The 14,160-nt window shown below is 65.1% G+C and carries 16 protein-coding genes and 1 other RNA gene; 12 read left to right on the forward strand and 5 right to left on the reverse strand.

The annotated features are described in order from the left end of the window. Positions 1 to 79 precede the first annotated feature (79 nt). The 4 genes from meaB to CTR53_RS09240 all read left to right on the forward strand — a co-directional run bounded on the left by meaB (position 80) and on the right by CTR53_RS09240 (position 2,828). Entirely contained in the window at positions 80 to 1,069 is a 990-nt protein-coding gene (gene meaB, locus CTR53_RS09225) for a methylmalonyl Co-A mutase-associated GTPase MeaB (RefSeq protein WP_290811822.1), read from the forward strand. A gap of 1 nt (position 1,070) precedes the next feature. After that, positions 1,071 to 2,081, forward strand: a complete 1,011-nt coding sequence (locus CTR53_RS09230; RefSeq protein ID WP_290811825.1) for an alpha/beta fold hydrolase — start codon at positions 1,071 to 1,073, stop codon at positions 2,079 to 2,081. Positions 2,082 to 2,190: 109 nt separating this feature from the next. Then, a complete protein-coding gene (locus CTR53_RS09235; protein ID WP_290811828.1) occupies positions 2,191 to 2,415 on the forward strand; it encodes an AbrB/MazE/SpoVT family DNA-binding domain-containing protein in 225 nt (74 codons plus the stop codon). Between the two features lie 14 nt (positions 2,416 to 2,429). Next, a complete protein-coding gene (locus CTR53_RS09240) occupies positions 2,430 to 2,828 on the forward strand; it encodes a type II toxin-antitoxin system death-on-curing family toxin (protein ID WP_290811832.1) in 399 nt (132 codons plus the stop codon). Between the two features lie 8 nt (positions 2,829 to 2,836). Here the strand turns inward: CTR53_RS09240 and CTR53_RS09245 are convergent, their stop codons facing one another. Next, positions 2,837 to 3,271, reverse strand: a complete 435-nt coding sequence (locus tag CTR53_RS09245) for a DOPA 4,5-dioxygenase family protein (protein WP_290811834.1) — start codon at positions 3,269 to 3,271, stop codon at positions 2,837 to 2,839. A gap of 325 nt (positions 3,272 to 3,596) precedes the next feature. Next, positions 3,597 to 4,637: an NAD(+) diphosphatase gene (nudC, locus tag CTR53_RS09250; protein WP_290811837.1), complete on the reverse strand. Its 1,041-nt coding sequence runs from the start codon at positions 4,635 to 4,637 to the stop codon at positions 3,597 to 3,599. A gap of 142 nt (positions 4,638 to 4,779) precedes the next feature. Between nudC and ffs the strand changes: the two genes are divergently transcribed. From ffs to CTR53_RS09275, 5 genes are all read left to right on the forward strand, one after another. Further along, positions 4,780 to 4,875, forward strand: an RNA gene (ffs, locus tag CTR53_RS09255) — signal recognition particle sRNA small type. Between the two features lie 53 nt (positions 4,876 to 4,928). Further along, positions 4,929 to 6,677 carry a DNA polymerase III subunit gamma/tau gene (locus CTR53_RS09260; RefSeq protein WP_290811841.1) on the forward strand — a complete coding sequence of 583 codons (1,749 nt, stop codon included), beginning with the start codon at positions 4,929 to 4,931 and terminating at the stop codon, positions 6,675 to 6,677. Positions 6,678 to 6,695: 18 nt separating this feature from the next. Continuing rightward, the gene (locus CTR53_RS09265) at positions 6,696 to 7,019 is read left to right on the forward strand and encodes a YbaB/EbfC family nucleoid-associated protein (RefSeq protein ID WP_290811843.1); all 324 of its coding nucleotides are present in this window, start codon (positions 6,696 to 6,698) and stop codon (positions 7,017 to 7,019) included. Between the two features lie 9 nt (positions 7,020 to 7,028). After that, complete coding sequence (recR, locus tag CTR53_RS09270; protein ID WP_290811846.1) at positions 7,029 to 7,622, forward strand: recombination mediator RecR; 594 nt, start codon at positions 7,029 to 7,031, stop codon at positions 7,620 to 7,622. 112 nt (positions 7,623 to 7,734) lie between these two features. Beyond that, a complete protein-coding gene (locus CTR53_RS09275) occupies positions 7,735 to 8,505 on the forward strand; it encodes an ABC transporter substrate-binding protein (RefSeq protein ID WP_290811850.1) in 771 nt (256 codons plus the stop codon). On the opposite strand, the gene gloB is transcribed toward CTR53_RS09275, so the two are convergent. Continuing rightward, the gene (gene gloB / locus CTR53_RS09280; RefSeq protein WP_290811853.1) at positions 8,502 to 9,275 is read right to left on the reverse strand and encodes a hydroxyacylglutathione hydrolase; all 774 of its coding nucleotides are present in this window, start codon (positions 9,273 to 9,275) and stop codon (positions 8,502 to 8,504) included. The two genes, CTR53_RS09275 and gloB, sit on opposite strands and share 4 nt — an antisense overlap. A 43-nt stretch (positions 9,276 to 9,318) precedes the next feature. Here gloB and CTR53_RS09285 point away from each other — a divergent pair, with 43 nt between their 5' ends. After that, a complete protein-coding gene (locus tag CTR53_RS09285; protein WP_290811856.1) occupies positions 9,319 to 10,086 on the forward strand; it encodes a methyltransferase domain-containing protein in 768 nt (255 codons plus the stop codon). A gap of 32 nt (positions 10,087 to 10,118) precedes the next feature. On the opposite strand, the gene metW is transcribed toward CTR53_RS09285, so the two are convergent. Together metW and CTR53_RS09295 are read right to left on the reverse strand one after the other, a co-directional pair. Then, the gene (gene metW / locus CTR53_RS09290; RefSeq protein ID WP_290811859.1) at positions 10,119 to 10,748 is read right to left on the reverse strand and encodes a methionine biosynthesis protein MetW; all 630 of its coding nucleotides are present in this window, start codon (positions 10,746 to 10,748) and stop codon (positions 10,119 to 10,121) included. After that, entirely contained in the window at positions 10,745 to 11,923 is a 1,179-nt protein-coding gene (locus tag CTR53_RS09295; protein ID WP_290811862.1) for a homoserine O-acetyltransferase, read from the reverse strand. Before CTR53_RS09295 ends, metW begins: the two co-directional genes overlap by 4 nt. A gap of 236 nt (positions 11,924 to 12,159) precedes the next feature. Between CTR53_RS09295 and CTR53_RS09300 the strand changes: the two genes are divergently transcribed. Then, entirely contained in the window at positions 12,160 to 13,041 is an 882-nt protein-coding gene (locus tag CTR53_RS09300) for a chorismate mutase (RefSeq protein ID WP_290811866.1), read from the forward strand. Between the two features lie 24 nt (positions 13,042 to 13,065). Next, on the forward strand, positions 13,066 to 14,154 hold the full coding sequence (gene hisC, locus CTR53_RS09305; protein ID WP_290811868.1) for a histidinol-phosphate transaminase: 1,089 nt from the start codon (positions 13,066 to 13,068) through the stop codon (positions 14,152 to 14,154). Positions 14,155 to 14,160 lie beyond the last annotated feature (6 nt).

A 14,160-nucleotide genomic window follows, 5' to 3' on the forward strand; every position in this document is an offset into this window, starting at 1 on the left:
GGGCGAACAACGACGCGGCGACTCTCCAGCACTGCGTCTCCCGGTAGCGTCGCTGAACCGGCTTCGCTAAGGTCGCGGCATGTCCGCGCGCCGCACCAGCGACCCCGACCAGCTTGCCGAGCAGCTGCTCAGCGGCGACCGCCGCGCGCTGGCCCGCGCCATCACGCTGGTGGAATCGCGCCACGAAGCCGACCGCACCGCCGCCGACGCGCTGCTGCAGAAGATTCTGCCCCGCACTGGCAAGGCCATACGCATTGGTATTTCCGGCACGCCGGGGGTCGGCAAATCCAGTTTTATCGAACGCTTCGGCCTGTATCTGACTGCGCAGAAGAAAAAGGTCGCGGTGCTCGCCGTCGATCCGTCCTCCACGCTGTCGGGCGGTTCGATCCTCGGCGACAAGACGCGCATGGAACAGCTTGTCCGCGATGCCAATGCCTTCATCCGGCCATCGCCCTCGGGCGGCTCGCTCGGCGGCGTGGCGCGGCGCACGCGCGAGGCGATGCTGCTGGCCGAGGCCGCCGGCTTCGATGTCGTGCTGGTGGAAACCGTCGGCGTCGGCCAGTCGGAAACCACGGTGGCCGAGATGGTCGATATCTTCCTGTTGCTGCTGGCCCCGGCTGGCGGCGACGATCTGCAGGGTATCAAGCGCGGCATCATGGAACTGGCCGACCTCGTCGTGGTCAACAAGGCCGATGGCGACCTGCTGCCCAAGGCGCGCCTGGCCGCCGCCGATTATCGCATGGCGCTGCATCTGATGCGGCCGCGCCATGCCGACTGGCAGCCGCAGGTGCAGATGGCTTCGGCGCTGCTGAATGAAGGCATCGACGCGGTCTGGACCACGATCGAGGACTTCCGCGGCAAACTGGAAAAGAGCGGCGCCTTCCAGGCGCAGCGCCGGCATCAGGCCGAAGGCTGGCTGTGGCGCGAATTGCAGGACGGCCTGCTCGACTGGCTGAAGCAGGATGCTGCTGTGGCCGCTGAACTGCCGAAACTCCAGAAGGCGGTGAGCGCCGGCAAGGCGACGCCGCATGCAGCGGCGAAGAAGATTCTCTCGCTCTTGGGGAAGTGACATGACCTGGCCGCAGCAGTCCGGACGTTTCGAGCTGGGCGATCTGACCACCCAGTCGGGCGAGACGATCAAGGGTGCGTTCATCAGCTGGAAGACGCATGGCAGGCTGAATGCGGCACGCGACAATGTCGTGCTCTATCCGACCAGTTATTCGGCACAGCATCCTGATCTGGAATGGCTGATCGGACCGGACGGTGTGCTCGATCCGACGCGCTGGTTCATCGTCATCCCCGACATGTTCGGCAACGGCCTGTCGTCCAGCCCGTCGAACACGCCGGACTATCCGAAGCTGGTGCGTGCCACCGACAACGTGCAGGCGCAGCGCAGATTCCTGCACGAACAGTTCGGCATCGACAGGCTGCACGCCGTCTATGGCTGGTCGATGGGCGCGCAGCAGGCCTATCACTGGGCGGCGCTGTTCCCCGAGGCTGTGTCGCGGATCATCGTGAATTGCGGCAGCGCGCGCACCGCCGTGCATAATAAAATCTTTCTCGCCAGCCTGATGGCAGTGCTGGAGGCTGCGCCGGAGCATATCGGCGACGGGCGATTCAATGCGCCGCCGAAAGCCGCGATCCGCGCCTTCGGGCGGATCTACGCCAGCTGGGCGCTGAGCCAGGATTTCTATCGCGCCAATCTGCACAGGACCGCGCTGAAGGCGCCCGATCTCGAAACCTATTACCGCACCGACTGGGAAGAGCGTTACGCGCGGCGCCATGCAGCCGATCTCTATGCGCAGCTGCGCACCTGGGATGCCGGCGATATCAGTGACAATGCGCTCTATAACGGCGACCTGACCAAGGCGCTGAACGCGATCAAAGCCCGCGTGCTGCTGATGCCGGGCGCGACGGATTTATATTTTCGCGTCGCCGACAACGAGGCCGAACTGCCGCATCTGCGGTCGGCCGAACTGCTGCCGATCCCCAGCATCTGGGGCCACCGCGCCGGCAATCCGGTGCTGAATCCGGAAGACGCGGCGTTCATCAGGCAGGCTGTAAGGCGGTGTCTGGGATAATCTGCGCCAACTAAATGGTTGATTTTAAAGTATAAAAAACCATCCAAATTTCTCTGCGGAAAGCATATATTAGTTATAACTATAGTTATAACACCGTGAGGATGACCGAATGTTCGCGCTCAAACTGACCCAGATCGGAAACTCCACCGGCGTGGTTCTGCCCAAGGATGCGCTTGCGCAGTTGAAGGTGGAGAAGGGCGATACGCTTTACCTGACCGAAACGGCCGATGGCTTCCGGCTCACGCCCTATAACCCCGAATTCGAACGCCAGATGGAAGCCGCGCGGAAGATCATGAAAGAACACCGCGACGTGCTGCGCGAGCTCGCCAAGTAAATCCTCGCTGACTCATGAACTGGATCTGGATCGACGCCGGCGTGATTGTCGCCGTGCATGACATGCAGATCGCCGAGCATGGTGGCGGTGAAGCGTTGCGCGATGCCGGGCTGCTGGAATCGGCGCTGGCCCGTCCGCAGAATCTTGCTGCCTATGGCACGCCGGATGCCGCCCAGCTGGCCGCCGCCTATGGATACGGCATCGCGCGCAACCATCCGTTTGTCGATGGCAACAAGCGCTTGGCCTTCATCGCGGCGAAGCTGTTTCTGCGCCTGAATGGCTGGGATTTCGTCGCCGGCGATGTCGAGCATGTCAGCATCATGCTGCGCCTGGCCGAAGGCAGCCTCAGCGAGGAGGATTTCGCGGCCTGGATCCGCGCGCATCTCGAACCCTATGCGCTGCCCACGCCTTGAGCCGGGCGTCAGGCGTTTTTCGTCGGCGCCGTATTCACCACCACCGGATCGATCAGCTCTTCGCCGGCTTTCAGTTTGCGCGGCAGCACGTCTCCGTTGAGCGCCAGCGTCTCGCCCAGCCACAGTGCATGCACCAGATGATCGTCGTAAGGACTGTCGGTATTGGGATGCACCAGCACGCTTAAACCCTGCCGGTTGATCATCATCCACGGCACCAGACGCGGGAATATCTCAACATCGAAAGCGATCTGGTACATCGGGCGATGGTGCGGGCCCACCGGTTTGTCGTGCCAGCGGCCGAGCTGCACCGGGAAGCGTTCGGCGACGCGGTCGCGGATCCATCCGGCGAGGCCACGCTGCTCCGGTCCGTCGAAATAGACATGGGCGTGATAGCTGGCGATCTCAGCCAGAAGCCGGGGCGCGGGGTGGGGTGTGCCGGTCATGTAGGCAGCAGAGCAGGGTGAGGATGGTCCCACAAGCGAGCTTGCGTCATCTGGCATAATGTTCTATGATTGTTCTCTTCTCGCCGAGTATGGTTACTGGCGGGATACTACTGTTGGACATCGTCAAAATTACGGAGTGCAAAATCGTGGGTTTTGCGGTTTTCCGCCAAACGGTCACTGAAAAGCTGGCGCAAACGGGTTGAAACGGGACGGAACAGGCGGAAACAGGCCGCAACGGGACGGAACGGGCCCCGAATGGGCCGTCACTGGCTCCCGAACGGGCTCAAACAGGACGTAACAGGCCAGCCCAAGCGCGGAAAAGCGCTTACTCGCCCCCCAGCCAGCGTTTGGCGATCTGGTGCGCCAGGCTCAGCGGCGGCGGCATCCAGGGCTCGTTCTGCGGGTTGTCGGCCGGCGGCGGATCGGTCGGCGCCAGCCGCTGCTTGCCGCGTTCCAGCATCTCGGCGGCCTGGGCACGGCTGAACCATTTCGCGTCTTCCAGCTCGTCCTGGTCGACCGTGATCCGGTCATCCAGCGCCTCGGCGATGCAGCCGATCATCAGCGAGGACGGAAACGGCCAGGGCTGCGACACCAGATAGCGCACCGCGCCGGTGATCACGCCGGATTCTTCCTCGATCTCGCGGCGCACCGCCTCTTCGATGCTTTCGCCCGGTTCCATGAAACCGGCCAGCGCCGAATACATGCCGGGCGGCATGCGGCCCTGGCGGCCGAGCAGTACTTTCTCTTCGCCGGTTGCGGCATCGCGATGCACCGCCAGCATGATCACCACCGGATCGGTACGCGGGAAATGCGCCGCATTGCAGCTTGCATTGATGCAGCGCCGCGTATAGCCGGCTTCCGCCATTTCGGTCTGGCTGCCGCACTGGGCGCAGAACCGGTGGCGCTGGTGCCAGTCGATCACGCTGCGCGCCTGCGCCAGGATCGCGGCTTCCTCGGGGATCAGCAGCGCGGCAATCGAGCGCACGTCGATGAACTTGTCGGCCTCGCCGTGCATGCCGGCCACGCTCTCGTCGCCGCCTGCAGCGTCGCCGTCGAGCACGAAATGCGGAATGTCGTTTTCATCCAGGCCGAGAAACACGCAGGGCAAAGCCGCATGCGCATCGGCCCAGGCAAGGTCGAGCCAGCGGATCGCCGCCGGCTTCTGCGTGATGGCGATCAGCGCTTTCAACTCGCGCAGCAGCAGGAAGCGGGCGTCCCTGCGCTGACGCTGGCTGGCCAGCCATTCGGGCTTGCGGCGCGGATTGCCGGCACGGTCGAGGTGCGATCCGGTGAAGCCGATCGGACGCGCGCGGCGCGGTTCGCTGCGGCGATCTGTCGGTGGAGTCGGGGTATCGGGGCTAACCATGCCGAAACGCTGGCATATCCGCTGCGCCCCGTCCATCGCCCCGGCTTGCGAAATAATGGGTCTGCGACAGCTCGCGAATCGCCCCGGAATCGCTGGCCCTACCCATTGAAATGCCGGGGCCGATGCTTGATATAAGGCCCCGGGAGGTTGGTGGTGGACGAGCGCCTCGCCAACCCGGTCAGGTCCGGAAGGAAGCAGCCGTAACGAGTTCCCGTTCGGGTCGTTGTCAGCCTCCCACCTCTTTAAATCCCAGCACTTTAAATCCGGGCCCGCGCACGGCATGGTAAGCATATGACTCAGCCGGCGCCTTATCGCGTTCTTGCCCGCAAATACCGCCCGAGCAACTTTGCCGAGATGATCGGCCAGGATGCCCTGGTGCGGACACTGACCAACGCCATCGCCACCGGGCGTATCGCCCAGGCGTTCATCCTCACCGGCGTGCGCGGCGTGGGCAAGACCACCACCGCCCGCATCATCGCCCGGGCGCTGAACTGCACCGGGGCGGACGGCAGCGGCGGCCCGACCATTTCGCCCTGCGGCGTCTGCGACAATTGCAAAGCCATCGCGGAAGACCGGCACCCCGATGTTTTCGAGATGGACGCCGCCTCGCGCACCGGCATCGGCGACATCCGCGAGATCATCGAGGCCGTGCGCTATGCGCCGTCGATGGCGCGCTACAAGATCTACATCATCGACGAAGTGCACATGCTGTCGACCGCGGCCTTCAACGGCCTGCTCAAGACGCTGGAAGAGCCGCCGCCGCATGTGAAGTTCGTCTTTGCCACCACCGAGATCCGCAAGGTGCCGGTCACGGTGCTGTCGCGCTGCCAGCGTTTCGATCTGAAGCGCGTCGAGATCGCCGTGCTCAATGCGCATTTCAAGCGTATCGCCGAGACCGAATCCGCGCAGATCGACGAGGAGGCGCTGACCTTGATCTCGCGTGCCGCCGAAGGTTCGGTGCGCGACGGCCTGTCGCTGCTCGACCAGGCGATTGCCCATGGCGCCGGCCAGGTGAATGCCGAACTGGTGCGCGACATGCTCGGCCTCGCCGATCGCGGCCAGGTCTTTGCGCTGCTGGATGATCTGCTGCATGGCCGGCTCCCGGAAGCTTTGGACAACCTGCAGGCGCAGTATCGCGTTGGCGCCGATCCCGCCGTGGTGCTGCAGGACCTGCTCGATCTCACCCACTGGCTGACGCGGGTGAAGGTCATCGGCGGCACGCCCGACGATGTCACCTTGCCCGAGGCGCAGCGCACACGCGGTCGCGACCTCGCCGGCAAGCTGGGCATGCCGGTGCTGGCGCGCAGCTGGCAGATGCTGCTCAAGGGCCTGCAGGAGGTGCGCGGCGCGCCGGTGCCGCTGGCGGCTGCCGAAATGGTGCTGGTGCGCTTTGCCTATGCCGCCGATCTGCCCAGCCCGGCCGATCTGGCGAAGGAATGGAAAGAGAAAGGCGGTCCGGGCGTGTCCGCGCCGGGGCCGCGTCCGACCGGCAACGGCGGCGGTGGAGCTTCGGCCGGCCTGGCCGTGTCCGCCCAGCCGCGTGCGATGATGTCGCCTGCGCCGCAGCCCGGCGAGACCGTCGCGCTCGCCGCCATGCCGCAGAATTTCCCTGCCGTGGTCGCGCTGGCCAAGGATATGCGCGAAGGCCTGCTGGCCGGCGAGCTGGTCAATGACGTGCATCTGGTCAGTTTCGAACTCGGCCGTATCGAACTGCGCCTCAACCCGGGCGCGCCGCATGACCTGCCCGGCCGTCTGACCGAGAAGCTGAAAGCCTGGACCGGCCAGCGCTGGGTCGTGTCCTTGAGCAAGCTGCCGGGCGAGCCGACCCTGGCCGAACAGGAGCAGGCCGAAGACAGTGCGCGTCGTGCCCATGCCCAGGCGCATCCGCTGGTGCAGGCGGTGCTGATCGCGTTTCCGGGCGCGATGCTCGACACGGTGCGCGAAGTCGCGCCGCCGCCGGTGGAAGCCGATCCGGCCATTGATGAGGCGGCGGAAGGCTATGCCACCGACGATGTCGATCCGCTCGACGAACTCGACTGAGTATTTGAGGAGTCTGCCATGAAGAATCTCGGCAACATGCTGAAGCAGGCGCAGCAGATGCAGGCCAAGATGCAGGAGATGCAGGCCGAGCTGGAGGCGCGCGAAGTGCAGGGCGCAGCCGGCGGCGGCATGGTGAACGTGACGCTGAACGGCAAGAGCGAGCTGAAAAGCATCAGGATCGATCCCGCGCTGATGAAGGAAGACGAGCGCGAGGTGCTGGAAGACCTGATCAAGGCCGCCCATGCCGATGCCAAGGCGCGTGTGGAGCGCGAGATGGCCGAGCAGATGCAGAAGCTGACCGCCGGCATGCCGCTGCCGCCGGGCATGAAGCTGCCCTTCTGAGTTTTCCCGATGGCCGGACCGGAGATCGAGCGGCTGATCCAGTTGCTGGCACGTTTACCCGGACTTGGTCCGCGGTCTGCGCGACGGGCCGTGCTGCATCTGCTCAAGAAGAAAGACACATTGCTGCTGCCGCTGGCCGCCACCCTGCACGAGGTCGGCGACAACGTGCATGCCTGCAAAACCTGCGGCAATCTCGACAGCCGCGATCCCTGCGCCATCTGCACGGACCAGCGCCGCGACGAGACCCTGCTCTGCGTGGTGGAAAGCGTCGCCGATCTCTGGGCGCTGGAACGCGCCGGCGTGTTCCGCGGCCGCTACCATGTGCTGGGCGGCACGCTCTCGGCGCTCGACGGCATCGGTCCGGACGACCTCAATGTCGATGGCCTGATTGCGCGCATGCAATCGGGGAAGGTGCGCGAAGTGATCATCGCCACCAACGCCACCGTCGAAGGTCAGACCACGGCGCATTACATCACCGACCGGCTTGCCAGCCAGAATGTGCAGATCACCCGGCTGGCGCATGGCGTGCCGGTCGGCGGCGAACTCGATTATCTGGACGATGGCACCCTCGGTGCCGCGCTGAAAGCACGCCGCCCTCTTTGAGCCTGTACGAATAAAAATTCTCGCCAGCGGTAAGCGTTTCAGGGGTTTAGCAGCGCAGCCTAACCGAAAGATAACTGCGTGGCAGCGACGCGCGGGGGTAGGGTGTCGGCCCATGAGAAGCCTCGGTCTCCTTGCGATTCTGCTGTGCGTCGGTGCCTCGCTGCCCGCCGGCGCGGTCGAACTGCGGCTCGCCTATATCGATCAGGAACTCAAACCCTTTCTCATCGGCGATGGGCCGGACATTCCGGCGCGGCCGGGCATGACGGTGGAACTGGCGCAGCGCGCCGCCGCCAAAGTCGGCGCCCGCCTGCAGCTGACCCGCCTGCCGCTGCCCCGCCTGATCGAGGAAGTGCGCGCCGGTCGTCAGGATGGCGTGCTCAGCCTGCGCCATTCGCCCGAACGCGCTGCCGAACTGGTCTTCCCGCTGCTCGCGGGCCAGCCCGATCCCAACCGCCATGTCGCGCGGCTCGCCTATTCGCTCTACAAGCGCAAGGGCGAGGCGGTCAGCTGGGATGGCGCGCATCTCACCGGGCTGCAGAATCCTGTCGCGGTCGGCGGCTCGCCGCTGATCGCCAGGCGCCTGAAGGCGCTTGGCGCACAGATCGTACGCAGCGACACCGGCACGCAGATGTTCGGCATGCTGGCGATGTATCGCGTCGATGCGGCCGTCACGCTGGACGCGATGGCCGACCGCCTGCTGCCCGAACAGGGCTATACCCAGATCGAGAAGATGATGCCGGCGCTGGTGGTCGAGGAATTCTACGTGCCGGTCTCGAAAGGCTTCTATGCCGCGAACCGCGATCTGGTCGAACGCTTCTGGCAGGCGCTGGGCGATCTGCGCAACAACACCTATGCCGAACTGACCTCGGGTTATCTGTACTAACCCCGGAACGTATCTTTCCGTTTGCGCACCTCGGCGAAGACGGCGACGTCGTCGGCCTCTGCCATGTTCAGATGCAGGCGGATATTGTCGCTCATCGGACGCAGGAAGGGATTGGTCGCCTTTTCCTCGCCCAGCGTCGACGGCACGGTCGGTTTGCCTGCCGCACGCAGTTCCCTGATGCGGTGATAGCGCTGGTGCAGCGTCTCGTTGCCGGGTTCGACGGTGACGGCGAAGCGCGCATTCGACTCCGTATATTCATGCGCGCAGTAAACCCGCGTGTCGTCGGGCAGGCGGCGCAGCTTGCTTAAGGAAGACCACATCTGCGCCGGCGTGCCCTCGAACAGCCGTCCGCAGCCGAGTGCGAACAGCGTGTCGCCACAGAACAAGGCTTTTGAGTCGGCGAACCAGTAGGCGATGTGGCCTTTGGTATGGCCCGGCACATCGAAGACCCGCGCGGTCTCATTCCCCAGATTGATGCCCTCATTGTCGGCCACCGCCATGTCCAGTCCAGGGATGCGGTCGGCGTCGGCTTCGGGGCCGATGATCCTGCAGCCGGTGGCCTGTTTCAGCGCCATATTGCCGCCCACATGATCGGGATGATGATGGGTGTTGAGGATATGCGTCAGCACCCAGTTGCGGCGCTGCAGTTCTGCCAGCACCGGCTCGTGCACGGCGGGATCCACCACGCCGACCGCACCCGATTGCGGCTCGCGCGCAAGGTAGACGTAATTGTCATTCAGCACGGGAATCTGGACGATCTCGAGGGGCATGGCGCACTCTATGCTGGAACGCGGAAAGGGCTAATATAGCGCGATGCTGCGCCCGGACATCATCGATCTGCGCGAATTCTACGCCAATCCGCTCGGCCGGGCGGTACGCCGCCTGCTGCGCCAGCGCCTGCGCGATTTCTGGCCCGATGTGAAGGGCATGACGGTGCTTGGCCTTGGCTATGCCACGCCTTACCTGCGCATCTTCGAGGGCGAGGCCGACCGCGTGCTGGCGGCCATGCCTGGGCCGCAGGGAGTCGTGCGCTGGCCGCGCGGCCTGCCCGGCCGCGTCATGCTGGTGGATGAGGACGACCTGCCGCTGCCGGATGCGAGCGTCGATCGCCTGCTGCTGCTGCATGCGCTGGAGAATTCGGAAAACACCCGTCTGCTGCTGCGCGAGGTCTGGCGTGTGCTGACGCCGCAGGGCCGGCTGCTGGCGGTGGTGCCGAACCGGCGCGGACTCTGGGCACATATCGAGGCGACGCCGTTCGGCCAGGGCCATCCCTATACGCCGCCGCAGCTCACCAGACTGATGCGCGATTCGATGTTTTCGCCCACTGCCTCGCAGCAGGCGCTGTGGCTGCCGCCATCCGACGGCGCCTTCGTGATCAAGGCGGTGAATGCCTGGGAGCGGGCCGGCGAGATCCTGTGGAAACGCTTTTCCGGCGTGCTGCTGGTCGAAGCCGAGAAGCAGGTCTATGCCGGCATGCCGGTCAAGGCCGTGAAGACCAGGCGCCACTTCCTGCTCAAGCCGGCGGCGACACCGGCCTTGCCGACCGGCGCGCATCGCAACGACAAAAGCAAAGCCGACTAGCGGCGGTGCCGCAGGTATGCAGCCCGCATCGCCTATCGGCGATGCAATAAGTATACAGCTTGTGCGCCGAACCAGTTGGCCGGCGCACCGCCCAGCCGCTTGCCATGGCCGTCCACGGCAATGCGCTGTTCCACCGCGATGCCGTCGCGGGCGCAGAGCTGGTCGAAATCCTTGATCGTGCAGAGATGGATATTCTGCGTCTCGTACCAGGGATCGTCGAGCGCCGCCGTCATCGGCATCCGCCCGCCCAGCAGCAGCTGGGCGCGGACGCGCCAGTAGGCAAAATTGGGGAAAGACACGATGGCGCGCCGGCCGATGCGCAGCATCTCGTGCAGCACCTTGCGCGGGTTGCGGGTCGCCTGCAGCGTCAGGCTCAGCACCACATAATCGAAGGCGGCATCGGGATAGTCCGGCAGGTCGCTGTCGGCATCGCCCTGAATGACGCTCAAGCCACGCGCAACGCAGGCGTTCACGCCACTCTGGCGGATTTCGATGCCGCGGCCGTCGACCTGCTTTTCGCTGGCGAGATATTCCAGCAGCGATCCGTCGCCGCAGCCGACATCGAGCAGGCGGCTTTGCGGCGTCACCATCTCGGCGATCAGCAGCAGGTCGCGGCGGATATCCTGGTGTCTGGTCGGAACCAGAGCGCGCGTCTCGTTCATGACCGCGCTCCCTTCGCGAGGCCGCGCTGTTCGGCGCAGCCGTCGATGAAGCCCTGCAGGGTGGCGAACATCACCGGCTCATCGAGCAGGAAGGCGTCGTGGCCCTTGTCGGTCTCGATCTCCACGAAGCTGACATTGGCCGCGGCGGCATTCAGCGCGCGCACGATTTCCTTGTTCTCGGTGGTCGGGAACAGCCAGTCGGAGGTGAATGACACGACACAGAATTTGGTCTTGGTGCCCTGGAACACGTTGGCCAGTACGCCGCCCGCCTGGCCGGCGAGATCGAAATAGTCCATCGCGCGGGTGATGTAGAGATAGGAATTGGCGTCGAACCGCTCCACGAAGCTGGAGCCCTGGTGCAGCAGATAGCTCTCGACCTGGAATTCGGTCTCGAAGCCGTAGGTGATGCGTTCGCGGTTCTGCAGGTTGCGGCCGAACTTGCGATGCAGGGCGGCTTCCGACAGGTAGGTGATATGGGCCGCCATGCGCGCGACGGCGAGGCCGGCGCGCGGAATGGTGTTCTGCTCGAAATAGTCGCCCTTGTGCCATTGCGGATCGGCATAGATCGCCTGGCGGCCGACTTCGTGGAAGGCGATATTCTGCGCCGAATGCTTGGCGGCGCAGGCGATCGGGATCGCCGCGAACACGCGCTCGGGATAGCTCGCCGCCCATTGCAGCACCTGCATGCCGCCCATCGAGCCGCCGATGGCGCAGAACAGCTGCTGGATGCCGAGATGGTCGAGCAGCATCGCCTGCGCATTCACCATGTCGCGGATGGTGATGACCGGGAACTGCAGGCCATAGGGCTTGGCGGTCGCGGGATTGATCTCTTTCGGACCCGACGAGCCGAGGCAGCCGCCCAGCACGTTGCTGCAGATCACGAAGAAGCGGTCGGTGTCGATCACCTTGCCGGGGCCGATCATGGTGGTCCACCAGCCGGGCTTGCCGGTGATCGGATTGACGTTGGCGACATGCTGGTCGCCGGTCAGCGCGTGGCAGACCAGCACCGCATTCGACCTGTCGGCATTCAGCTTGCCGTAGGTGGTGTAGGCGATCTGGTAGGGACCGAGATCGAGCCCGCAATCCAGCTTCAGCGGCAGCGTCTCGCCAAGCGTGACGCGGTGGCCGGGGCCGATGGGATCGAGACTGTGCAAGGGGGGGAGTGCGGCACTCATAGGCAGCCGTTATATCCTACAGGGCTTGGGAAGAAGGTTTCCGAACCCCGCCGGGCCCTGTCCGGCGCGGGGACCCCGTGATTACGGACCCCGGGCCCCCCTGTCAACGGCTGAGTTGTCATCCTGACGGTTCCGTGAGGCAGCCCCGAGGGTGGCTTCCGGGGAGGCCTCGGCCTTGCGGGCCGGACCGGCTGACCCTATGACTATGCAGCATTTTTTAAAGATCAGCAGCCCCCATGAGTGACCATATTCCGAGCCTGGCCGACCTGCGGCACGACATCGATGTGCTGGATGACCAGATTCTCGATCTGCTGCGTCGTCGTGCCGAAACCGTGCAGCGCATCGCCGAGGCCAAAAGCCGTGAGCCGGCTGCTGTCGCCGGGCAGCCGGACGGTTTTTTGCGCACCGGCCGCGAGGCGCAGATCCTGCGCCGGCTGGCCAGCCGGGCGCGCGGCGGGCTGCCGGCGGCGGCGCTGACCCGTATCTGGCGCGAATTGATCTCGGCGCTCTATCTCTACCAGGCTCCGGTCAAGGTGGCGGTGCATGCGCCCAATAAGTCGGCGGCACGCTGGGATCTGGCGCGCGACTTCTATGGCTCGACCACGCCGATGCAGCTCTGCACCACGGCAAGTGCCGTGTTGCGTGCGCTGGCCGAGCCGGCCACGCTTGGCATCATGGCGCTGCCCGAAGATGGCGAGAAGGAATGCTGGTGGCCGCTGCTGGCCAGCCGCTCGGCGGAAACACCGCGGATCGTGGCGCGCCTGCCATTCGTGCCCAATCCACGCGGTCGCTTCGCCGAACTGGGCGCTTATGTCATTGCCAGCGCGCAACCTGAGGAGTCGGGCGACGACGTTACCCTGCTGGTGCTGCAGATGAGTGAGGCCTCGCCCAGCCTGGCGCGGCTTTCCAGCCTGCTGGCCCAGGTCGGGCTGGCGGGGCAGCCGGTGGCGCAGTATCGTCGCGGCGAGGATGGCGCCCGGGTACTGCTCGAACTGCCCGGCTTCATCACGGCCGAAGATGCACGCATTGCCGCGCTGGCAGCCGTCGATCCTGCCCAGATCCTCGATGCCGTGGTGATCGGCGCCTATGCCGTGCCGCTGCCTGCCGAAACAGAGTAAGCGAGTCCTGGAGGAGTATCCGTCGTGACTGCACCGAAGCCGCAACCCGGAATTCTCGATATCGCGCCCTACAAGGGCGGCGAGGCTGCCGTGCCGGGTGTGACCAAGGTGCATAAGCTGTCGTCGAACGAGACGCCGATGGGTCCGAGCCCGAAGGGCATGGAGGCATTCCGCCAGCTGGCCGGCGAACTGCATCGCTATCCCGACGGCGCCGTCGACATCCTGCGCAATGCACTGGCCAAGCATTATGGCATCCCGGCCGAGAATATCGTCTGCTCGAACGGCTCGGACGAGATGATCTCGCTGATCTGCGCCTCTTACGTGGGCGTCGGCGACGAGGTGGTCTATTCGCAATACGGCTTCATGATGTATCCGATCGCCACGCAGGCGCGCGGCGCGACGCCGGTGATGGCGAAGGAAAAGAACTTCACCTCCGACGTGGACGCGCTGCTCGCCGCCGTCACGCCAAAGACGCGCGTGGTCTTCCTCACCAACCCGAACAATCCGACCGGCACGTATATTTCGGGCAGCGAACTCCAGCGCCTGCGCGACGGCCTGCCGGCCGACGTGCTGCTGGTGATCGACGCGGCCTATGCCGAATACGTCTCGCGCAACGACTATTCCAACGGCATGGAAATGGTGGCCGCGCGCGACGACACCATGGTGCTGCGCACCTTCTCCAAGATTTACGGGCTTGCCGCCCTGCGTCTGGGCTGGGCCTATGCGCCGGCCAATATCGTGGCGGTGCTCAACCGCGTGCGCGGGCCGTTCAACGTCAATGCCGCGGCCCAGGCCGCCGGCGCAGCGGCGCTGGAAGATACCGCCTGGCTGCAGAAAAGCCGCGACCATAACGATGCAGAGCTGGCGCGTGTCGGCGCGGCACTGAAAGGCCTCGGCATCGAGGTCGTGCCCAGCGTGGCGAATTTCCTGCTCATGCGCTTCCCCGGCGGTGCCGAACAGGTCAAGGGCGCCGATGTGGCCTTGCGCCAGGCCGGCCTGATCCTGCGCGGCATGGCCGGCTACGGCCTGCCGGATTGCCTGCGTCTGTCCATCGGCACGGTCGAGGAAGACGACATGGTGATCGCCACGCTGACCAAATTCATCAAGGGCTGACACGCC

It is taken from the genome of Ferrovibrio sp. (genome assembly GCF_002796975.1).
GTDB lineage: Bacteria > Pseudomonadota > Alphaproteobacteria > Ferrovibrionales > Ferrovibrionaceae > Ferrovibrio.